A 20933-nucleotide genomic window follows, 5' to 3' on the forward strand; every position below is an offset into this window, starting at 1 on the left:
GAAATGTGAGGAGACCAAGTGCAGCTCGAGTTACAGGGCATTACTAAACGGTTCGGTCCCCTGGTTGCCAATAACGCCATCAGCCTGGATCTGCGGGGCGGGGAAATCCATGCGCTGCTGGGGGAGAACGGGGCCGGAAAGTCCACGTTGATGAACGTGCTCTACGGGCTTTACGAGCCCGACGAGGGGCGGATCCTGATCGACGGGGAGCCGGTGCAGTTTGCGGGCCCGGGCGACGCGGTTCGCGCCGGAATCGGCATGGTGCACCAGCACTTCATGCTGGTGCCGGTGTTCACGGTGGCGGAGTCCGTGGCCTTGGGGTACGAGCCGACCGGCCCGCAGAACTTCCTCAAACCCATCGGGGTGCTGAACCTGCGGCAGGCGCGCGCCAAGGTCCGCGAGATTTCCCGGCGCTTCGGCTTCGACATTGACCCCGATGCCCGCATCGAGGACCTCCCCGTCGGGGCCCAGCAGCGGGTGGAGATCATCAAGGCCCTGTCCCGGGATGCCTCGGTGCTGATCCTGGACGAGCCCACCGCCGTGCTCACCCCGCAGGAGACCGACGAACTCATCGAGATCATGCGGCAGCTGCGCGAGGCGGGCACCGCCATCGTCTTTATCACCCACAAGTTGCGTGAGGTGCGGGCCGTGGCCGACAAGATCACGGTCATCCGGCGCGGAGCCGTCGTCGGGACGGCGAGCGCCACCTCCACGGAAAAAGAACTCGCCTCCCTCATGGTGGGGCGTGACGTCAACATGATGGTGGATAAGCCGCAGGCGCAGGTCGGGCAGGTGTCCCTGGAGGTGCGCAACCTGACGGTGCGGGGCGGGGCCACCACCCCAGTGGTTGACGACGTTTCCTTTGACGTGCGCGAGGGAGAAATCCTCGGTATCGCCGGGGTGCAGGGCAACGGGCAGACCGAGCTGGCCCAAGTGCTTCTCGGGTTGGAGGAGCCCGAGATGGGCACGATCACCCTGGACGGCAAATCGTTGCCGGAGTTGTCGATTAAGGAGCGGCTCCAGCACGGAGTGGGTTACGTGCCCGAAGACCGTTCGACCGACGGCATGGTCAAGCAGTTCAGCATCGCCGAGAACTTCATCCTCGACATCTACGACACCGCCGACTTCGCCAAGGGGCCGTCGATTAACCCGACCAAGGTTAAGAACAATGCGCTTAAACGGCGGGACGAATTCGACGTCCGCCTGACCTCGATCTACGACCCCATCTCCACACTGTCGGGTGGTAACCAGCAGAAGGTGGTGCTGGCGCGCGAGCTGTCCCGGCCCCTGGAGTTGCTGGTGGTCTCCCAACCCACGCGCGGGCTCGACGTGGGGTCCATCGAATTTGTGCACAAGCGCCTGGTGGCCGAGCGGGATACCGGCACCGCCGTCGTCCTGGTCTCCACCGAGCTAGATGAGATCTATGCGCTGTCTGACCGCATCGCCGTCATGTATCGCGGCCGCATAGTCGGCATCGTTGATCCCGACACCCCCCGCGACGTGCTGGGCCTGATGATGGCTGGGGCATCCCTGGCTGAGGCTCAGGCCGCCGCGGCGTCCCACCCGTCCCACGAAAACGAGGTGCCAGCGTGAGCGACCCCCAGTCGGTTGAGAAAACGGAATCGACCGTCCCCGCAGCTCCGGCGCAAAACCAGCTGTTGCGGCAGTTGTTGTCGTCCAACCCGCTGCTGATCTTCCTGTCCTGTGTGCTGGCCTTCGCCTTATCGTCGGTACTGATCGTGCTCGCTAACGAGGATGCGCGGCAGGCCGCTGGCTACTTCTTTGCCCGCCCCGGGGACTTCCTGTCGGCGGCGTGGGGAGCCGTCGTCGACGCCCTGACGGCGCTGGTGCGCGGGGCCATCTTCGACTGGACCAAGGACAACCCGCAGCAGATGCTGCGACCGCTGACGGAGTCGCTCACTAACGCGGTGCCGCTGATCCTGGCGGGCCTCGGGTTGGCGGTCGGCTTCCGGGCCGGGTTGTTCAACATTGGGGCGCAGGGGCAGCTGTTGGCGGGCGCCACGCTCGCGACCTGGGTGTCGCTGCACACGACCCTGCCCGCGGTAGTGGCCTTGCCGCTGGCGCTGCTCGCCGCCGCCACCGGTGGGGCGTTGTGGGCGTCGATCGCGGGGGTGTTGAAGGCCCGCACTGGCGCCAACGAGGTGATCGTGACGATCATGCTCAACTCGATCGCCTTCTTCGGGGTGCAGTACCTCCTCACCAAGGACACGTTCATTGGGGAGGGCAACTCCAACCCCAAGTCCCTGCCGATTCCGGAGGCCGCGCAGTACCCGCGGCTCCTCGGTGACTCGTTCCGGCTGCACTGGGGCTTCCTGGTGGCGCTGGCTGCGGCCGTGGCCGTGTGGTGGCTGCTGGAGCGCTCCACGTGGGGATTTGAGTTCCGCGCCACCGGTTTCAACCCGCACGCGGCCCGCACGGCAGGTATCTCGGTCAACCGGGTGACGGTCGCGGTAATGGCGGTGGCCGGGGCGCTGGCCGGTTTGGCAGGCACGGCCCCCATCTTGGCCACAGAGAAGGCCCTGACCGACGGCGTGGCTGGCTCCTACGGATTTGACGCCATCACCGTGGCCCTGCTGGGCCGATCGCGTCCCTGGGGAACGGTAATGGCGGGCATCTTGTTCGGGGCGCTGCGGGCCGGCGGCACCCTGATGCAGACCGCCACTAAGACCCCGATCGATATCGTGCTCGTGGTGCAGTCCATCATCGTGCTGCTGATCGCCGCCCCGCCGTTGGTGCGCATGATCTTCCGCCTGCCTGCGCCCGAGCCCAAGCGCCAGGAGGTGGCCGCATGAGCACGCCAGAGACAACGCTGCCGGCCGCGCAGCCCACGGAACACAAGTTGGTGCGGCCAGCCCAATGGCGCAACCCGATCCTGTACGGCGTCTTCAGCCTGCTGCTGGCCTACTTTGTGTTCACCGCCTCCGGGAAGACCACCTTCAGCGTGAACACCGGCACCGATTTCTTCGACATTCCCCCCTTCACCCTGCCCGCTCGCTTGACGCTGGCGGTGCTGACACTGCTCGCGATGGCAGGCACCGCACTAGTGACCTGGAACGAGTGGCGGCGCGTCCGCACCCCCATCTATGTGCCGATCGTGGTGGGGGTGGCCTTTGCCCTGGGCTTTTTGACCTGGGTGGCGGCGGGCACCAGCGGCATCATCACCATCGTCACGCTGCTGGCTGGCACCCTGGCCTTCTCGGTCCCCTTGATCTTCGGCTCCCTCACCGGGCTGATCTGTGAGCGCTCCGGCACCATCAATATCGCCATCGAAGGGCAGCTGCTGACGGGGGCGTTCCTGGCCGCCGTGGTGGCCTCCCACACCTCGTCGCCCTGGATCGGGCTGCTTGCGGCCCCGCTGGGGGGCATCCTGTTGGCGCTGCTCCTGGCGCTGTTCACCATCAAGTATCGGGTGGACCAGATCGTCACCGGGGTGGTGCTGAACGTGCTGGCTTTGGGCCTGACGGGCTTCCTGTTCTCTACCGTGCTGACGGCCGACCGGGCGACCTGGAACACCGCCACCCCGCTGCCGCGCCTGCCCATCCCGGGATTGCATCGGCTCCCGATCATCGGTCCGGTGTTCTTCAACCAGACCATCCTGATCTACTGCATGTACGTGGTGGTGATCGTTGCCCAGTTCATGCTTTTCCGCTCCCGGTGGGGTTTGCGTATGCGGGCGTGCGGGGAACACCCGAAGGCCGCGGATACCGTCGGTATCAAGGTCAACCGGACGCGCTTCAACAACCTGGTGCTGGCTGGCGCTTTGGCTGGTTTGGGCGGCGCCTACTTCACGATCGGCTCCGGCCTGGCCTTCACCAAGGACATTTCCTCCGGCTACGGCTTCATCGCCCTCGCCGCCATGATCCTGGGCAAGTGGAATCCGCGCGGTGCGGTGGTGGCGGCCCTGCTGTTCGCCTTCTCCAAGCAGCTGGGTTACACCTTGTCTAACATCGGGGCCGGCTTGCCCTCCGAGCTCCTGCTCATGGTGCCCTACGTCATCACCGTGCTGGCGGTCGCCGGTTTTGTCGGCAAGGTGCGGCCCCCGGCCGCCGAGGGGGTGCCCTACCCGTGATCGATTTCGACACCCTGCTGGAGCACGCGCGCCAAGCGATGACTATGGCTTACGCCCGCTACTCCCACTACCAGGTGGGGTGCGCGGCCGAGGTGGACGACGGGCGCATCATTACCGGCTGCAATGTCGAGAATGCCTCCCTCGGCCTCACGCTGTGTGCCGAATGCGGCCTCATCTCGGAGTTGATCCGCGGCGGGGGCGGCAAGTTGGTGCGTTTCGTGTGCGTGGGCCCGGAGGGGGAGGTCATCACTCCGTGTGGACGTTGCCGCCAGCTGCTAGCTGAACACGCCGCACCCACTATGGAGCTGTGGCTGCCGGTAGGCGTGGTGTCGGTCGCCGAGATGCTTCCCGGCGCCTTCACCCCCGCCGATTTGCTCGCCGCCCAAGCCAAGGAGAGGAAGACCGATGGCTGAACCTTTCGATGCTGTCGACATTATCGCCACCAAACGGGATGGGGGACGCCTGAGCGACGCCCAGATCAACTGGGTGGTCGACGCCTACACCCGTGGCGCGGTGGCCGACGAGCAGATGAGCGCCCTGGCGATGGCCATCTATCTGCGGGGCATGGACCGCGCGGAGATCGCCCGGTGGACGCAGGCGATGATCGACAGCGGCGAGCGCATGGATTTCTCCTCGCTCGGCAAGCCGACCGCCGACAAGCACTCCACCGGTGGGGTGGGGGACAAGATCACCCTGCCCCTGGCCCCCCTGGTGGCGGTCTTCGGGATCTCCGTGCCGCAGTTGTCGGGGCGGGGCCTCGGCCACACCGGCGGCACGCTGGACAAGTTGGAATCGATTCCCGGCTGGCGGGCAGCCCTCAGCAACGACGAGATTCACGCGATGCTGCGGCCGGGCGGGCCGGGTGCCGTGATCTGCGCGGCCGGCAGTGGCCTGGCACCCGCCGATCGCAAACTGTACGCGCTGCGGGACATCACGGGCACGGTCTCTTGTATACCGCTGATTGCCTCTTCGATCATGAGCAAGAAGATCGCGGAGGGCACCGGGGCGCTGGTGCTCGACGTCAAGGTTGGCTCCGGGGCCTTCATGAAGGATCTGGCCACGGCCCGGGAACTGGCCGAGACGATGGTTGCGCTTGGCAGCGACGCCGGAGTCAACACGCGGGCGCTGCTGACAGACATGTCGGTGCCGCTCGGGCGCACGGTGGGCAACACCCTAGAGGTGCGTGAGAGCCTGGAGGTGCTGGCGGGCGGTGGTCCGGCCGACGTCGTGGAGCTGACGGTGGAACTGGCGCGCGAGATGTGCGCGGCCGCCGGGCAGGGCGAGGTCGACGTGGCGGCGGCGCTGCGCGACGGGCGCGCCATGGACGTGTGGCGGCGCATGATCGCCGCGCAAGGCGGGGACCCGGACGCGGCGCTACCGCAGGCCGCCCACACCGAGCAGGTGCGGGCGGAGCATGACGGGGTGGTGGCCGAGCTGGATGCCCTGGCGATCGGGGTGGCGGCCTGGCGCCTGGGGGCGGGCCGGGCCCGCAAGGAAGACCCAGTGCAGGCCGGGGCCGGGGTGGAAATCCACGTGGAACTCGGCCAGCAGGTGCAGGCGGGCCAGCCGCTGCTGACCCTGCACACCGATACCCCGGAGCGGTTCGCCCGGGCCCAGGAGCCCCTGGCCACCGGGGTGCGGGTGGCTGCCAGCGGCACCCCGGTCGCCGCACGCGGGCCGGTAATCCTGGACAGGGTCACCGCGTGACGGTAGTTACGCAAGGCCTGGCCCGGCAGATCGACCCCACCACGTGCGGCTCCGCGGTGCTGGTGGCGGTGCAGGCGGCCGGGCAGGGACGTTTGCACGAGGTGCTACACCAGGACGAACTGACCCGCCTGCCCGCGCAGGTAGCCATGAAACTGGCCACCAGCCGTCGGGCGCTCGGGCCGCTGTCGTGGCCGCGCAGCCTCGGCACTCCGCCGTGGACGGCCGCCCGGGAGGCTCGGTACCCGGGGGTGCGCTACGCGGTGGCGTGGCTGGCCCCGTGGCGACGTCCCCGCCGCGACGCGTCCGTGTGGCACACCCTCTTCTCGGCGGCGAGCCGGGCCATCCCGGTGCCGTTGTACGTGGGCGGGGCCCCGGGGCGGGGGACGCAAGGCTTGCCGCGCCACGTCGTGCTGATCTTGTCGGCGCGGCCGGGCGACGGGTGGCAGCCCGCGGTGGTGGCCGGGCAGGTTACCGCCGACGTCGTGTGGCGGCTCTACGAGCCGTCCAGCGGCACCATTCACGAAGTTTCGACGGCGGAGCTCCACAGCAAACAACCCTGTGCCGCCTTTGGTGGCTGGTCCCACGTGTGGGCCGCCCTGGTTCCCTACCCGGAGGATTAAATGGAACGCGCTGCGCTCGCGCAATTGATTGACCACACCCTGCTCAAGCCGGAGGCTTCCGCGCAGGCGGTGGCCGACCTGGTGGCTGAGGCCCGGCAGCTGGGCACCTATTCGGTGTGTGTCTCCCCGAACAAGCTGCCGTTGGACCGCCCGGCCCTGGGCGAGGTGAAGGTTGCCACGGTGTGCGGTTTCCCGTCCGGGGCACACGACCCGCGCGTCAAGGCCGTTGAGGCCGAGCTGGCGGTGGCGGCGGGCGTCGACGAGGTCGACATGGTCATCGACGTGGCGCGGGCCCAGGCCGACGACTTCGCCTACACGGAGAAGGAGATCGCGCTGGTGCGGGCGGCCTGCCCGGCGCCGGTGGTTTTGAAGGTCATTATTGAGTCGGCGGCCTTGAGCGACGAGCAGATCGTGGGCACCTGCCAGGCCGCCGAACGGGCGGGGGCGGACTTCGTCAAGACCTCCACCGGTTTCCATCCGGCCGGGGGCGCCTCGGTGCACGCCGTGCAGCTGATGGCCAAGACGGTGGGCGGCCGCCTGGGGGTGAAGGCCTCCGGGGGGATTCGCACGGCGGCGGCGGCGCAGGAGATGGTGGCGGCGGGTGCCACCCGCCTGGGGCTGTCTGCCTCGGCGGCCATCCTGGCCGAGCTGGACTGAACTAGCCGACGAGCCGCAGGGGGAGCGCTTCAGATGAAGTGCTCCCCCCGCAGTTTTGCTGCGGCCGCCCTAGATGCCGAGGACCGCGCGAATCTCAGTCTGCAGTTGCGCGAGGCGGGCCTGCGCCCGCGCGCGGGCGGCGGGCAGCTCCTCCACCCCGGCCACCGGGGTAATGACCTCCAGGTAGCACTTCAGCTTCGGTTCGGTGCCCGACGGGCGCACGATCACCCGATCCTGGGCCGCGGTCAGCAGCACCATGCCGTCAGTGGCGGGCAGGGCGAAACGCTGCCACCCAGCGGACAGGTCCACCACCTCGGTCACGGGCGAGCCCGCCAGCTCCTGCGGCGGCTGGGCGCGCAAGTTGGCCATCCCCGTGGCGATGAGCGAGAGGTCGGCCACCCGGATCGACAGGGGGGCGGTGGCGTGCAGGCCGTGCGCCACCGCCAGCTCGTCGAGCAGTGCCGACAGGCTGCGGCCTGCAGCCTTCACCTGCGCGGCCAAGGCGGCCAGCCGGACGGTGGCGGAGATACCGTCCTTATCGCGCACCCCTGCCGGGTCGACGCAGTAACCGAGGGCCTCCTCGTAGCCGAAGGCTAGGCCCTCCACCCGCGAGATCCACTTAAATCCAGTCAGGGTGGTGACGTGCTCCAGTCCGTGGGCGGCGGCGATCCGGCCAAGCAGCCGGGAGGAGACCACCGAGCTTGCCAGCACCGTGCGTGGTCCACCGACGGCCAGGGCCGCGGCCTGTTGCCCGAGCAGCGCGCCCACCTCGTCGCCAGTCAGCTGCCGCCAACCCGCGGGGGCTTGCGGGTCGGCGATGGCGGCCGAGCAACGGTCGGCGTCGGGGTCGTTGGCAATAATGAGGTCGGCCTGTACGGAGCGGGCCAACGCGAACGCCAGGTCGAGGGCACCGGGCTCCTCCGGGTTGGGGAAAGCAACGGTCGGGAAGTCGGGATCCGGCTGGGCCTGTTCAGCGACCTCGTGCACGTCGGTGAAACCGGCCGCCTGCAGGGCTGCTCGGCAGGTCTGTCCGCCCACCCCGTGCATTGAGGTCAGCACGATCCGCACTTGGGCCGCCTGCGCGGCGGGCAGAGCGGTGCCCGGCAGCTGTGCCAGGCGCTCCAGGTAGGCCGCGACGATCTCCTCGCCCAACACCTGCCAGCCGTCCGCGGCGCGGGCCACGGCGTCGGCGGCGGGCGCCGCGGCGATCCGGGCGGCGATCTCGACGTCGTGCGGGCTGACGATCTGGGCGCCCTGCCCGCCGTCGGTGACGGCACGTCCCCCCAGGTAGACCTTGTAGCCGTTGTCCTGTGGTGGATTGTGGGATGCGGTGACCATCACCCCGGCGTCGGCCTGCAGGTGCCGCACCGCGAAGGCCAGGACGGGAGTGGGCAGCGGCCGGGGCAGCAGCAGTGCCCGTCCGCCGGCCGCCGTCACCACGGCGGCGGTATCAGCGGCGAAGTCGGCCGAGCCGTGGCGAGCGTCGTAGCCGATGACGACCACGGGCGCGGCGGGCACCGTGTCGAGAAGGTAGCGGGTCAGCCCCGCCGCCGCCCGAATGACGACGGCCCGGTTCATCCGGTTCGGCCCGCCTCCCAAGCGGCCCCGCAGTCCCGCAGTGCCGAACTGCAGCGTGCCCGAAAAACGGTCGGCGAGTTCGGTGCGGGCCTCCTCGCAGCCGTCTTCGGCGGCCGTCAACAGGGTTTGAAGCTCCGCGCGGGTGGCGGGGTCGGGATCGGTGGCGATCCACTGGCGCACGGCCTGGAAGTCAACCATGACTTGGTCCTTTCTGTTCAGACCATGCTACGGCCTCTGCCCGCGGCGGACTAAAAGTGTTGGCGGGCCCACTGCGCCAAGGGCTGAGGGTGAAGCCCGAGCTGCTCCTGGGCGCTGGTGGCCGGGGCAATGGCCAGGGCGGGCAGTGTTCCCAGGTGCGCGTAGAGCGCCTGAATGCCGGCCGCGGAGCCCTGCAGGGCGGGCGGCAGCTGGGCGGCGAACTCCTGCGGGGACAGCGCGACGTAGCGCACGGGACCGGTCGGCCCCGGCGGGCAGGCGGCGGCCAGCTCCGGGCCGGTAACCGCGGGCAGGTGACCGACGCCCACCACGCCGGTGGGTGCGGGTCGCTGCAGCAGTTCCACCACGACGGCGGCGACGTCACCGTGGGACGCCCACGACACCGGCAGGGTGGCGGGCAGGGGGTAGCGCAGCTCGCCGTGGGCCCGCAGCGGCTCGGTGACGTTCGGCAACAGGAGATTTTCCAAGAACAGGCAAGGGGTGACGACGGCGTGGGGGAGAGCGACGGTCGTCAGGGCAGTCAGGAGGGTGGCGAGCGGCCCACGGGTGGGGTCGGCGCCGCTAGTGGAGATGACCACGCGGGCAGGCCGGGCGGTGCACAGCCCGACAGCCACGCTCTGGGCGTACTGGGTCTGCCGCGCTGGGGTGGCCAGTGGCAGGTGGAGGAACACCCCGTCGACCCCCTGGTAGACGGCCGTCAGGGCCGCCGGATCGGCGAGGTCGAGGCCGGGGCCAGCAGCGGGGTGGCGCACGCCGCCGACGACCTCGTGGCCCGCAGCAAGCAACAGTTGGGAGACAGGGGAACCTTGGGCGCCCGTGGCGCCGTGCACTAGGTATCGCATACCCTCCATTAGTGCAGCTGCTGCACCGGTTACGTCAACTGCACTAATGGAGAGTCATGGAAGGAAAACTCCCCACCTGCGGCGTCGCCCGCTTCCTTTTGCTGCTCGACGGCCCCTGGGCCACGCTCATCGTCCGCGAGTTGCTGCCCGGCCCACAACGCTTCAGCCAGCTGCGCACCAACCTGCCCGGTATCAGCGGGCACACCCTGACCCACCGCCTGCGACGCTTCGAACAACACGGGCTGGTCGTGCGCACCGCCTACCCCGAGATTCCCCCGCGCGTGGTGTACGAACTGACGGACCTCGGCCACGCCCTGGCCCCCGTGCTCGCGGCCATGGACACATGGGGACGCAGCGTGCCGGACGAAGTGTTACGTCCCGCCCAGTAGGCTGCGTGCATGACCACCCCCGCCGCCCGCCTAGCTGCCGCCGACCTGACTAAGTTGTCAGTCGTCGAGATCGCCACCCTTCTGGTCGATGTCCCCTCCGTCTCGGGCCAGGAGACCGCGCTCGCGGACAGTATCGAGGCATCCCTGCGGCGTCTCGATCACCTGCGCGTGCACCGCGACGGTGACGCCATCGTGGCAGCCACCCAACTCGGCCGCCCCGCCCGTGTCATCCTGGCCGGGCACCTGGACACGGTGCCGATCGCCGGTTCCCAGGTGCCATCGACCCGTCAGCTACGCGACGGTGTGGACACGTTGGTTGGGCGCGGCAGCGTCGACATGAAGGGCGGGGTGGCGGTGCAGCTCTACCTGGCCGCCAGGCTCCGGGCCCCGCGCTGCGACGTCACCTACGTCTTTTACGATCACGAGGAAGTCGACTCTGCCCTGTCTGGTCTCGGGCGGGTTGCGCGCCATCACCCCGAGTGGCTAGCCGGGGACTTCGCGGTGCTCCTTGAGCCGACAGGTGCGCACATCGAGGGCGGCTGCAACGGTACATTGCGGGTGGAGGCCACAGTGTCCGGGCGGGCGGCGCACTCCGCGCGGGCCTGGCGGGGCGACAACGCCATCCACCGGGCGGGGGAGATTCTGCAGCGTTTGGCGGCCCACGCGCCCGCCACCGTCGAGGTGGACGGTTTGGCCTATCGGGAGAGCCTATCGGCAGTGGGAATCACCGGCGGTATCGCCACCAATGTCATTCCGGACAGCTGCACCGTGACCATCAATTATCGATTCGCCCCCGCCAAGAGCGGGCCGGAGGCGGTGGACTCCGTCGCGGCGCTGTTGGCGGGCACCGGTGCCCAGCTGGCAGTCACCGACCTGGCGGCCGGGGCACGCCCCGGGCTAGACCAGCCGCTGGCGCGCGAGTTCGTGGCCGCCGTGCGCTCCGCCGCTAACGCCAGTGGCCGCCAGGTGCAGGTGGGGCCGAAATACGGGTGGACGGACGTCGCCCGTTTCTCGGCCCTCGGCATCAGCGCCGTCAACTACGGGCCGGGGGACCCCATGCACGCCCACACCGACACCGAGGGCTGTCCCGTGGCGGATCTGGAGGCGTGCGTCGCTGGCCTGACCGCCTGGCTCACCGAATCATCCGCATGATGGGCAGCTGCACGGTGGCGGTCAACGGGTAGTGGCCGCGGGCGCCATCGGCCCGGAAACCGTGCCGCCGATAGAACGCCTGGGCGCGGGCATTGCCCGCCGCCACCCACAAGAATGCCGGGCTTTGTCCCAACGCGGCCGTCAGCAACTCGGCGGCCACCCCCGAACCCTGCGCGGTGGGGTGCACGTAGAGCGCGTGCAGTTCCCAGTCGCGCACCGCCCCCGCCGGGGCGGGCCCGGCGGAGGCAAAGCCCACCAGCGTGCCACCGGCGTAGGCCAACCAGGGCCAGGCAGCCGTGCCCCGGGTCAGTGTGCGCGTCCAGCGCGCCACGGTGTGTTCCACCAACCGCTCCCGCCACACGGACGGCGGGACAAGGGGACCGTAGGCCGCCTGCCACACCAGGTGATGGAGCGCCCCCAAGGTCGGCGCATCGTCGGGGCGGGCCGGGCGTAAGGCAAAACGCATGGGGCATGGTAACAAGCGGCGTTGCCCGCCCGCGGCGCCACCGGGACGCCGCTAGGGTGGGCGTGAGAAAAAAGCCGAAGACAAGGAACCATTGATGTCCCGCAAGTTTGACTACTACAAGGGCCCCACCGTGTTGCGGGGCGAGCAGATCCCGGCGGAAACCACTGATGCGCGCCTGCTGGCCCCCGAACCGAAGGCCGACTGGGTCCACACCGACCCGTGGCGGGTGCTGCGCATCCAGGCCGAATTCGTGGAAGGCTTCGGGGCGCTGGCGGAGCTAGGCCCCGCCATCTCCTTGTTCGGTTCGGCCCGCACGGCCCCCGGCACCCCCGAATACGCGCTGGCCGAAGAGACGGCTCGGCTGCTAGTGCAGGAGGGATTCGCGGTAATCACCGGCGGCGGCCCAGGCGTGATGGAGGGCGGCAACAAGGGCGCCACCGAGGCAGGCGGCACCTCCGTCGGCCTCGGCATCGAGCTGCCGTTCGAGCAGGGGCTCAACAGCTACGTCAACCTCGGGGTTAACTTCCGCTACTTCTTCGCCCGGAAGACCATGTTCGTGAAGTACGCGCAAGGCTTCGTCATCCTGCCCGGTGGGTTCGGCACGCTCGACGAGCTATTCGAGGCGCTCACCCTGGTGCAGACCCACAAGGTGCGTTCCTTCCCGCTAGTGCTCGTCGACTCGCAGTTCTGGGGCGGACTGGTGGATTGGCTCCGCGACACGTTGGCGGCACGCGGCATGATCTCCCCGGGCGATGTCGACCTCTTCACGGTGGTCGACACCCCGGCCGAAGCCGTGGCCCACGTGGTCAAAGCGGTGCACATCCTGAACGGCAACGGCTAGCCGCCCCTAGCTCGCCCCAAATATGTGTGACGTGTGCCGCTTGTCAGAATTTCAACTTGTGCCACGCCGTAGAATAGACGGGTTAACGTGTGCTGCGCACACGGGAAAGTAACGAGGGAGAAGACATGGCTGCTATGAAGCCCCGCACTGGCGACGGTCCGATGGAGGTTACCAAGGAAGGTCGCAGCATCGTCATGCGGGTCCCGCTGGAAGGCGGCGGGCGGCTCGTCGTTGAGCTTTCCGGAGAGGAAGCCCAGGAGCTCGCGGGCGCACTCGCCAACGTCGCCTGAACACTGTCAAGGGGGCCGGTCATCGTACCGGCCCTCTTTCGTGCCGTTCCTGCAAGTGAAGGAGTTTGTTCGTGTTTAGTCTGCCCGACACCTTGGCCCTATCAGCGGCCGACGCCGCCCTCGGTGCCCAGTTGCGCTCCGCCCACACCGCCGCCCGCGCCGGGGTGTTGGTGTTGGGCGACAATGCGGACCTAGCGGAGCAGGTGGCCGAACTTGACTCCCTGTTGGGGGGCAGCGTTGACGCCGCTGCTTGGCAGACCGCGCTGGCTGCCACCAGTCACCCCATTGTCCCGCCGCCGGGGTCCGTGCTACCTGCGGTGCGACGCGTACGAGAAGGTGGGCAGAGCACCGCCGAGCGCCGCCGCGCGGCCGCCGCCGGGACGCTGGCGAGTGACTGCGAAATTCTCTACGTGGTGGCAGGTCCCGCGCCAACCGACCCCGCTCCCGCGGCGGCCGCGCCCTGGACGCCCGCGCAGGCCTGGGCGGTGGGGGTGCTGGAGGGGGCCGCCCGCCTGGAAGTCTTCCCGCAGCGCACCACCCCGAAACGCGTGGTCTTTTTCGGGGCGCACTACCCGGACGAGCTGGTAGCGCAGGCCCGTACCTGGGCCCGCAGCGTCTGCCTGGCGCGGGCGCTGGCCAACACGCCGTCCAACCGGAAAAACCCCGTCTGGTTCGCCGAACGCGTGCAGGAGTTGGCGGGCGACTGGGACACCGTGCGCGTGAGCGTGGCCGATGAGACCCAGCTGGCCGAGCTCGGTTGCGGCGGCCTGCTGGCGGTAGGCGGCGGCTCGCAGACCCCACCCCGCTTGGTGACCGTGCAGTACACCCCGCAGACGCGCGGCAAGGTGCCGACGGTGGCGTTGGTGGGCAAGGGCATCACCTTCGACACCGGCGGCATCTCCCTGAAGCCGGGCGAGGCCATGGCCATGCAGACCACCGACATGTCGGGGGCTGCCGCCTGCCTGGCCGCCACCCTAGCCTTGGCGGAACTACAGGCACCCGTGCAGGTGGTGGCCGTCTTGGCGTTGGCGGAGAACCAATTCGCTGGCGGTTCCTACCGGCCCAGCGACGTGCTGCAGCTGCACGACGGCACCACCGTCGAGGTGGTCAACACCGACGCCGAGGGGCGCCTAGTTCTGGCCGACGCCCTCAGCTACGCCCGGGTCACCTTCCGCCCCGACTACCTGATCGACATCGCTACCCTGACCGGGGCCGCCACCCTCGGCCTGGGGCGCTACCACGCTGCCGCCTATACCCGCGACGACGCGCTCGCGGCCCTGACCGAGCAGGTAGGCAGTGCCTGCGGAGACCAGACGTGGCGCCTGCCGTTGGCTGCCGCCTACACTCCCGCCCTGGACTCGGCGGTGGCTGACCTCGCGCACGCCGAACGGGAAAGGCACTTCGGAGCGGGCTCCATCACGGCAGCCCTGTTCCTGGAGCGTTTTGGCGGGCAGGCGCCCCACTGGCTGCATCTGGACATCGCCGGGCCGGGCCGCAACGGCGGGCAGGAGACAGCGGTACCGAAGAACCGTGGTACCGGTTTTGGTGCGGTGCTGCTGACCGCCTTAACCCAGGCATTGGTTGCCCGCCACTGACGCGCCCACACGCGCTGGGGCCCGCAGACGGACACGTCCGCGGGCCCCACAGCGCAGCGGGAGGACGGCTTAGCGGCGCACCGCCACTAGCACCCCGTCGCCCACCGGCAGCAGGCAGGTGACGAAGTCGTCGTCATCGCGCAGGTGTCGCCCGAGCTCCCGCGCGGCCACCGTCTGCGGGTCGCGGCGGGCGGGGTCGGCTACCTGATCCCCGGCCAAAGCATGGGTAAACACTGCCAGTCCACCCGGCCGCAGCAGTCGACGCGCGTGCTCCAGGTGGTCGCCGTGGTCCAGGGCGTCGGCGTCAATGACGACCATGTCGTATGCCCGCGAGGCCATGCGGGGCAGCACGTCGAGCGACTGCCCGCAGATCAGCCGCGTGCGGGCCGGCGATACCCCAGCCGCCGACAGTACTCGGCGCGCCGACTTCAAAAACTCGGCCTCCGTGTCCATGGAGGTCAAAACGCCGTCGGCTGCCATGCCCGCCAGCAGCCACAAGGCTCCCACCCCCGTGCCGGTGCCCACCTCCAGGACCGCCCGTGCCCCGGAGGAGGCCGCCAGCATCCGCAACGCCGCCCCCGTCCCGGCAGAAATGGTGGGGCAGCCGAGCTCGTGAGCGTAGGCGCGCGCGGCTAGGAGGGCGTCGTCTTCCGCCACGAACTCCTCGGTATAGGTCCAGGACTGAGATTTGTCCGTCACAACCGCACTTCCTTCCACCACTTCTTCTCCTGCCGAGACTACCGCGCCGCCCGGGAAAGACCGTGCACATTTGCGGGCATGCCGAGCGACCCGGCGCTGGCGGGGGAGAGTGGCTCCCGGGGCGGGCTACTGCGGTCCCGGGCGTCCTAAACCGGCTGGACGCCCAGCTTCAAACCCTGCAGGCTGCGGCGGCGTTTGCCGAGCACCTGGGCCACCTCGCGCAGGGCGGTAGCCGCGGCGTCCTCGGTGTCGGCACCCGCTATGGGTTCGCCGAGGTCGCCGCCGCGGCGCAAATCGATAGATAGGGGCACCTGGGCCAGGAGCGGGACGTCGTAACCCAACTGTTCTGTCAGGTGTTCGGCGACAGCCGCCCCGCCCCCGGCCCCGAAGAGCTCCAGACGGCTGCCGTCCGGCTGCGGCAAGTAGCTCATGTTCTCCACCACGCCCACCACGTGTTGGTGGGTCTGCAGCGAGATGGAACCCGCCCGCTCGGCGACCTCGGCGGCCGCTAACTGCGGGGTCGTGACCACCAAGATCTCGGCCCCGGGCAGCAGCTGGGCAATCGAGATAGCGACATCGCCGGTGCCCGGCGGCAGATCAAGCAGCAGCACGTCGATGTCCCCCCAATGCACATCCCCGAGGAACTGGGCGATGGCCCGATGCAGCATGGGGCCCCGCCACACCACCGCCTGTCCCTCCGGGACGAACATACCGATGGAGATGACCTTAATGTCGTGGGCGACCGGGGGAATGATGGCGGTATCGACCTTGGTGGGGGGGTGCTCGACGCCGAGCATGCGGGGAATGGAAAAACCGTAAATGTCGGCGTCCACCACTCCCACCTTTAGTCCCGCACGGGCCATAGCTACCGCTAGGTTGGCGGTGACAGTGGATTTGCCGACCCCCCCTTTGCCGGAGGTAACGGCGATGACCCGGGTGAGATTGTCGGGGCGGTTAAAGGGGATCTCTGGTTCCGGTGCACCGCCGGTCAGCTTGGCCCGCAGTTCTTTCTTCTGCTCCTCGCTCATCACCCCCATAGTGACCTCGACGTTTTCCACCCCGGCCACGGCCGCCACCGCCGCCGTGGTGTCGGTGGTGATGCGTTCCCGCAGTGGACAGCCCGCAGTGGTCAACAGAATGTGGACCTTCACGGTCGAGCCGTCGAGCACCACGTCGTCGACCATGCCGAGGTCGGTGATGGGGCGGCGGATCTCCGGATCGTTGACGGTCGCCAGGGCGGCGTCGACTGCAGAACGTTCGATGGTCATGGCTCCATCGTAGGCTGCCCTGGCCCCTCACGGTTAGTTGCTTAGGCAACAACCGGTCGTCAGGCGGGGGACGGAGGCCCACTCACCCCGGCGACGGACTAGGCCTCAGCCTCGCTCTCGGGGTCAGCCTCCGTCTGTTGGGCCTGCACGATCTCCTCTAGCAGCGCCCGCAGCTCGCTGCGCACAAAGTCCCGTGTGGCCACGTCCTGCATCGCCATGCGCAGGCTGGCGATCTCCCGCGTCAGGTATTCGGTATCGGCCAACGCCCGTTCGGCCCGCTGCCTGTCGGATTCGGCCGTGACCCGGTCGCGGTCATCCTGCCGGTTTTGGGCCAACAAGATCAGGGGTGCGGCGTAAGAGGCCTGCAGCGACAGCATCAGTGTCAGGGCCGTGAAACCCAGCTCGGCCCGGTCAAACCGCAAATGGTCCGGGCCCAGCGTGTTCCAACCGATCCAGGCCACACAAAATATCGACAGGTAGATGAGGAACTTGGGGGTGCCAGAGAAGCGGGCTATCCCCTCGGCGGCGTGGCCAACCGCATCGGACTCCAAATCGATGCGCGGCAACCGCAGGCGCCGACGCGGCAGGGGCGTGTCGAGTCGCTCAGCCATGGTCCACCTTCCTCGTCATTGCCTCGTCCGTGATCTCTTCGTCCGCTTCCCGCCAGTCTTCCGGCAGCAAGTGGTCCAGCACGTCGTCGACAGAGATAGCCCCCAAAAGCCGGTTATCTTCGTCGGTCACTGGTAGTGCTGTCAGGTTGTAAGTGGCCATAAGCCGCGTGACGGTACCGATCTCCACCTCCGGCGAGACCGCCTCCAAGTCAGTGTCGATGATCGTACCAAGCGCCAAGTGGGGAGCCTCACGCAAAGCGCGCTGCAGGTGTACCACGCCCAAGAAACGACCCGTGGGAGTCTCCAGCGGTGGGCGCACCACATACACCATGGCTGCCAAGGCCGGGGGAATGTCCTGGCGGCGCACCGACGCCAACATCGTGGCGACCGTGGCCTCTGGCGGCAGAATCACCGGTTCGGTCGTCATCAGACCACCGGCCGAGTGCTCGCCGTAGGCCATCAGCCGCCGCACATCCGCAGCTTCCTCCGGCTCCATTAACTCCAGCAGCTCGGTCGCCACCGGCAGCGGCAGCTCGCCCACGAGGTCGGCGGCGTCGTCGGGCTGCATCTGGTCCAGCACGTCGGCGGCCCGCCCCGCCGCCAAATGCGTGACGATCTTGACCCGGTCTTCCTCCCCCAACTCCTCCAAGACGTCGGCCAGGCGCTCGTCAGACAGCTGCGTGGCAACCTCCAAGCGGCGGGCCTCCGGCAGCTCGCGCAGCTCGTCGGCGAGGTCGGCAGGCTTGAGAGTCTCAAACTGGCTCAACAGCACGGAGGCGTCCTGGGGGTGGGCTGAGGAAGCCGTCAGACCCTTGACCTCAGAGACGCTCACCATGAATGTTTCCCCGCGGCGCAGCCCCAAGGCGCCGGTGGAACCGGTGCGCTGCACGAACAGGGTGGTAGCGGTCCAATCGCGGTTTTTCTGCTGTTCAATGGCTACGTCCTGGACGGTGGCGGTGCCCGAGCCGTCCTTCAAAGTTACTGTCTTGTCCAGCAACTGGCCGATGCCAAGCACCTCGATGGCCCGTTGAGAGAAGCGCCGCATGTTTACCAGACCAGTGGTGATCACCGCGCCCGGTTGAATGGCGGTGACCCGCGAGAAGGGGAGGAAGACGCGGCGCTTGCCGGTCACCTCGATCACGATACCGATCGCCCGCGGGGTGCCGGAGGGACGCGGCAGCAGCACGACGTCGTGCACCCGGCCCACTGGGTCGCCGATAGGGTCGAAGACAGTGGTGCCCGCCAGACGAGCGATGAAAACCCGGCCAGTGGTGGAACGAGAAGGGGAAGTGGTGCGCACGCAGCTAAGCCTAGGCGGCAATTGGCGCCGGGGATACTGCGTGCGCGGTATCCCGCGCTGTCTGGAGGCAGCCTGAGGTGGCGCCGACAGTTCTCCCGGCTGGGGGCAGCGGGAGGCATTGCCCCGCCCTGAGCGAATTAGTGGGCTCGCCGCTTCCCGGCCAGGTAAAGCATTGGCATGATTTAGGCATGGCACGTTTTAGCGTCAATGAGCTTCGTTACCCGACCATGCCGCACGGGACCGTGGTGGCGTCTTTCCGTAACTATCGGGATGCCCAGGCCGCGGTCGACAAGTTGGCGGACGCGGGCTTCCCGGTGGAGACGACGACGATTGTTGGCTCCGACTTGCACATTGTCGAACGAATCACGGGGCGGCTCACCCTGAGCAAAGTAGTGGCGTCCTCACTCATGCAGGGCGCATGGTTCGGCATGCTCATTGGTTTGTTCTACGTGCTGTTTGCCGCGCCGGAATCTGCGGTGCCCATCCTGTTGGGCGGGGTGGCTATGGGAGCGGCGTTCGGGTTGGCGGCGGGAGTCATCCCCTACCTGCTGTCTGGGGGAGAGAGAGACTTCTCCTCCGCGAAACAGGTGGTGGCCTCGCGGTACGACGTGCTGGCAACCACCGAGGTGGGGCGGGTGCGGTCGCTGCTGGCCGGAGCCCGGGGCGCCATCTCGATGACGGACGCGCCAATCGGGCAGCCAGGCCCCACGGTAGCAAGCAGTGCCGGTGCAGCCGGGGTGGCTGCCGCTGGCGGGCACGCAGCGGACGGCCCCACACAGTTCGGTTCCCGCGCTGACGAAGAACCCAAGTTTGGGGTGCGGCTGAGCCCGGAGCAGTTGGCCGCCCACCTGGCGGCCCAAAAGGCGCGTATGGCGTCGGCCACGGACCCTAAACAGGGGGAGCAATCCCCGGCGGGAGTTAAGGCCGACGCATTGGTTGCTGAGCAAGGGAGCAGCGAGCAGGCTGCGAAGGCCCAGGAGACCGGTGAGCGCGACGAAGACGATCCGTTCGTGCCCCGCAGCTAGTCCGCTACGTGCCCCGCGCCGGGCCGTGGTTACCCGGTTTACTGGTGGTGGTAGGCTGCCGCCAAGTACAAGCTCTTCAGGCCGCTGGAGGGGCAAGGAGCCGCCAATGTCCGCGCAGATGGGGATGAGGTTCGGCGCGCAGATGGCTGCCGCCGGGGCGGTGCGATCCTGCGCCGTGCAGGTGGAAGACATCCTGAGCGAACTCGGTGATGCCTTGGAGGCGGGCGCTGCGGGCGTCACGGCGGCAGGCATCGGGGAGCTGGCGCGGGCGATGGAGGCATGGGGAACAGTGGCGTTCCAGCTGCCGGGCGAACTGAACGGCTATGCCGACGCCCTGACCCGCACGGACCGCACCACGCAGGCAGCCGATGCTGACGTGGAGCGGGTGGTCGCGGAGATACAGCGGCAGCTGGAAGGAAGTTGAATCGACAATGCTGATATTTCGCGACGCAGAAGCCATGTGGATCCAGGACGGACTACAGCAGGCGGCCATTGGCTTGGAGGAAGCGGTGGATGCCACCCGCGAGGAGGTGGCTGGCCGTTTGGGAATGTGGGTCTTAGAGTCCGTCTCCCGGCAAGCACAGCTGGGTTTTGATGAACGGCTTCGGGCACGAGTGCAGGAGATGACGGCCGTGTTGCGGGCCGGAGCGCAGGCGATGGCAGAGGTGCGGGAGATAGCCCAGCACACCGAAGAGCGCAACGTGGCGCTCATGGACTGACGAGCATTAGCAAGGAGACAGGAAGAACATGGGGTTGCACGATTTCGAGGTCGACATGGAGGCCTTGTTTACGGCCGCCACCCAATGTGCGGAGGCGGTACAAGCCAAAGTTGACTACGACGTCGAGGACTACCTGCCGAGCGAAGACAGCGTGGCCAACGACGAGGTGTGGCAAGCCATAGACGAGTTCCAAGAACGTTGGGAACAGGGCGTGAACAACCTGGTGGATGACATTGAAGAAGTGGCCGGACGCCTGATGGGGGTCTTGATGAGCTACGCCGACTTCAACGTTCGCAGTCGCGAAAAAATGCAGCCCGTGACGGCCCTGGCGGCGCAGATGGATACTGCTCCGCTCCGGCAGGAGTAATTCCACGATGGGGGCGTGGAGTCGGGGGGTGCCGGATTTGTGTTTTGAGGGTGATCCGGAGCAGGTTCTTGAGCGGTGTGGGGTGTTGCGGGGGCGAGCGCGGGTGTTTGCCGATATTGGGGTTTCGTTGGAGCGGGTGCGTGCTGATGGTTGGCGGGGGCGGGCGGCGGATCGTTTTCGGGAGCGGTTTGCGGTGGAGCCGGGTCGGTGGCAGGCGGCGGCTGGGGCGTTGGAGGAGTATGCGGGGGTGTTGCGGCTGGCGCAGGCGGCGGCGGTGGGGTTGCGGGAGCGGTATCGGGTGGCTGTCAAGCAGAGTGAGGAGGCGGTAGCGGCGTATAGGCGGCAGGTGGCGGCTGCGCAGTGGCAGGGTGCTGGTGGGGTGGGGTTGGGGTCGTTTGTGGATCCGGGGCAGGCGGAGCGTGATGCGGTGGTGGGGGAGTTTTTTGGTTGGCAGGTGCGTTTGGGGGCTGCGGGGCGGGTGGCGGCGGCGAAGTTGCGGGC

General features: G+C 68.3%; 24 protein-coding genes. 17 read left to right on the plus strand and 7 right to left on the minus strand.

Annotated elements, in window-relative coordinates:
- The first annotated feature begins 18 nt into the window (after positions 1–18).
- Genes BSZ40_RS01720 through deoC form a run of 7 tightly spaced genes read left to right on the plus strand, consistent with a single transcriptional unit; the run spans position 19 to position 7074 of the window.
- Positions 19–1593, plus strand: a complete 1575-nt coding sequence (locus BSZ40_RS01720; protein WP_073822626.1) for an ABC transporter ATP-binding protein — start codon at positions 19–21, stop codon at positions 1591–1593.
- A complete protein-coding gene (locus BSZ40_RS01725) occupies positions 1590–2813 on the plus strand; it encodes an ABC transporter permease (protein WP_073822645.1) in 1224 nt (407 codons plus the stop codon). Before BSZ40_RS01720 ends, BSZ40_RS01725 begins: the two co-directional genes overlap by 4 nt.
- Entirely contained in the window at positions 2810–4090 is a 1281-nt protein-coding gene (locus BSZ40_RS01730) for an ABC transporter permease (RefSeq protein WP_073822647.1), read from the plus strand. Before BSZ40_RS01725 ends, BSZ40_RS01730 begins: the two co-directional genes overlap by 4 nt.
- A complete protein-coding gene (locus tag BSZ40_RS01735; protein ID WP_073822649.1) occupies positions 4087–4503 on the plus strand; it encodes a cytidine deaminase in 417 nt (138 codons plus the stop codon). The genes BSZ40_RS01730 and BSZ40_RS01735 overlap by 4 nt, the downstream gene beginning before the upstream one ends.
- Positions 4496–5797 (plus strand): thymidine phosphorylase, encoded by a 1302-nt coding sequence (locus BSZ40_RS01740; protein WP_073822651.1) that lies wholly within the window; start codon positions 4496–4498, stop codon positions 5795–5797. Before BSZ40_RS01735 ends, BSZ40_RS01740 begins: the two co-directional genes overlap by 8 nt.
- The gene (locus BSZ40_RS01745) at positions 5794–6417 is read left to right on the plus strand and encodes a hypothetical protein (RefSeq protein WP_073822653.1); all 624 of its coding nucleotides are present in this window, start codon (positions 5794–5796) and stop codon (positions 6415–6417) included. The genes BSZ40_RS01740 and BSZ40_RS01745 overlap by 4 nt, the downstream gene beginning before the upstream one ends.
- Complete coding sequence (gene deoC, locus BSZ40_RS01750; protein WP_073822655.1) at positions 6418–7074, plus strand: deoxyribose-phosphate aldolase; 657 nt, start codon at positions 6418–6420, stop codon at positions 7072–7074.
- Positions 7075–7143: 69 nt separating this feature from the next.
- Here the strand turns inward: deoC and BSZ40_RS01755 are convergent, their stop codons facing one another.
- Both BSZ40_RS01755 and BSZ40_RS01760 read right to left on the minus strand, forming a co-directional pair.
- Positions 7144–8850: a phospho-sugar mutase gene (locus BSZ40_RS01755; RefSeq protein ID WP_073822657.1), complete on the minus strand. Its 1707-nt coding sequence runs from the start codon at positions 8848–8850 to the stop codon at positions 7144–7146.
- A 50-nt stretch (positions 8851–8900) separates the two neighbouring features.
- Positions 8901–9710 carry an NAD(P)H-binding protein gene (locus tag BSZ40_RS01760; protein WP_073822659.1) on the minus strand — a complete coding sequence of 270 codons (810 nt, stop codon included), beginning with the start codon at positions 9708–9710 and terminating at the stop codon, positions 8901–8903.
- 56 nt (positions 9711–9766) lie between these two features.
- Between BSZ40_RS01760 and BSZ40_RS01765 the strand changes: the two genes are divergently transcribed.
- Together BSZ40_RS01765 and dapE are read left to right on the plus strand one after the other, a co-directional pair.
- Entirely contained in the window at positions 9767–10099 is a 333-nt protein-coding gene (locus tag BSZ40_RS01765; RefSeq protein ID WP_073822661.1) for a winged helix-turn-helix transcriptional regulator, read from the plus strand.
- 9 nt (positions 10100–10108) lie between these two features.
- Entirely contained in the window at positions 10109–11251 is a 1143-nt protein-coding gene (dapE, locus tag BSZ40_RS01770) for a succinyl-diaminopimelate desuccinylase (protein WP_073822663.1), read from the plus strand.
- On the opposite strand, the gene BSZ40_RS01775 is transcribed toward dapE, so the two are convergent.
- Complete coding sequence (locus BSZ40_RS01775) at positions 11232–11717, minus strand: GNAT family N-acetyltransferase (RefSeq protein WP_073822665.1); 486 nt, start codon at positions 11715–11717, stop codon at positions 11232–11234. The two genes, dapE and BSZ40_RS01775, sit on opposite strands and share 20 nt — an antisense overlap.
- Positions 11718–11811: 94 nt before the next feature.
- Between BSZ40_RS01775 and BSZ40_RS01780 the strand changes: the two genes are divergently transcribed.
- The 3 genes from BSZ40_RS01780 to BSZ40_RS01790 all read left to right on the plus strand — a co-directional run bounded on the left by BSZ40_RS01780 (position 11812) and on the right by BSZ40_RS01790 (position 14443).
- Positions 11812–12558 carry an LOG family protein gene (locus BSZ40_RS01780; protein ID WP_073822667.1) on the plus strand — a complete coding sequence of 249 codons (747 nt, stop codon included), beginning with the start codon at positions 11812–11814 and terminating at the stop codon, positions 12556–12558.
- Positions 12559–12683: 125 nt separating this feature from the next.
- Positions 12684–12848, plus strand: coding sequence for a DUF3117 domain-containing protein (locus BSZ40_RS01785; protein ID WP_073822669.1), 165 nt, complete (start codon positions 12684–12686; stop codon positions 12846–12848).
- A gap of 71 nt (positions 12849–12919) precedes the next feature.
- On the plus strand, positions 12920–14443 hold the full coding sequence (locus tag BSZ40_RS01790) for a leucyl aminopeptidase family protein (RefSeq protein WP_073822671.1): 1524 nt from the start codon (positions 12920–12922) through the stop codon (positions 14441–14443).
- Between the two features lie 69 nt (positions 14444–14512).
- Here the strand turns inward: BSZ40_RS01790 and BSZ40_RS01795 are convergent, their stop codons facing one another.
- From BSZ40_RS01795 to BSZ40_RS01810, 4 genes are all read right to left on the minus strand, one after another.
- Positions 14513–15142: an O-methyltransferase gene (locus tag BSZ40_RS01795; protein ID WP_073822673.1), complete on the minus strand. Its 630-nt coding sequence runs from the start codon at positions 15140–15142 to the stop codon at positions 14513–14515.
- A gap of 146 nt (positions 15143–15288) precedes the next feature.
- Positions 15289–16410, minus strand: coding sequence for an Mrp/NBP35 family ATP-binding protein (locus BSZ40_RS01800; RefSeq protein WP_073822675.1), 1122 nt, complete (start codon positions 16408–16410; stop codon positions 15289–15291).
- 98 nt (positions 16411–16508) lie between these two features.
- A complete protein-coding gene (locus BSZ40_RS01805) occupies positions 16509–17021 on the minus strand; it encodes a DUF1003 domain-containing protein (protein ID WP_073822677.1) in 513 nt (170 codons plus the stop codon).
- Complete coding sequence (locus BSZ40_RS01810; RefSeq protein WP_073822679.1) at positions 17014–18321, minus strand: magnesium transporter MgtE N-terminal domain-containing protein; 1308 nt, start codon at positions 18319–18321, stop codon at positions 17014–17016. Before BSZ40_RS01810 ends, BSZ40_RS01805 begins: the two co-directional genes overlap by 8 nt.
- A gap of 188 nt (positions 18322–18509) precedes the next feature.
- On the opposite strand from BSZ40_RS01810, the gene BSZ40_RS01815 reads away from it, so the two are divergent.
- The 5 genes from BSZ40_RS01815 to BSZ40_RS01835 form a co-directional block, all read left to right on the plus strand.
- A complete protein-coding gene (locus BSZ40_RS01815; protein ID WP_143180847.1) occupies positions 18510–19346 on the plus strand; it encodes a YflT domain-containing protein in 837 nt (278 codons plus the stop codon).
- Positions 19347–19452: 106 nt separating this feature from the next.
- Positions 19453–19770, plus strand: a complete 318-nt coding sequence (locus tag BSZ40_RS01820; RefSeq protein WP_073822683.1) for a hypothetical protein — start codon at positions 19453–19455, stop codon at positions 19768–19770.
- 7 nt (positions 19771–19777) lie between these two features.
- Entirely contained in the window at positions 19778–20065 is a 288-nt protein-coding gene (locus BSZ40_RS01825) for a hypothetical protein (protein ID WP_073822685.1), read from the plus strand.
- A 28-nt stretch (positions 20066–20093) separates the two neighbouring features.
- Positions 20094–20432 carry a hypothetical protein gene (locus BSZ40_RS01830; RefSeq protein WP_073822687.1) on the plus strand — a complete coding sequence of 113 codons (339 nt, stop codon included), beginning with the start codon at positions 20094–20096 and terminating at the stop codon, positions 20430–20432.
- 7 nt (positions 20433–20439) lie between these two features.
- Positions 20440–20933, plus strand: a 494-nt coding sequence (locus BSZ40_RS01835) for a putative T7SS-secreted protein (protein WP_342741900.1), incomplete at its 3' end; no start/stop codon positions are given.

It is taken from the genome of Buchananella hordeovulneris (genome assembly GCF_001907235.1).
In the GTDB taxonomy this organism is placed as follows: Bacteria; Actinomycetota; Actinomycetes; order Actinomycetales; family Actinomycetaceae; genus Buchananella; species Buchananella hordeovulneris.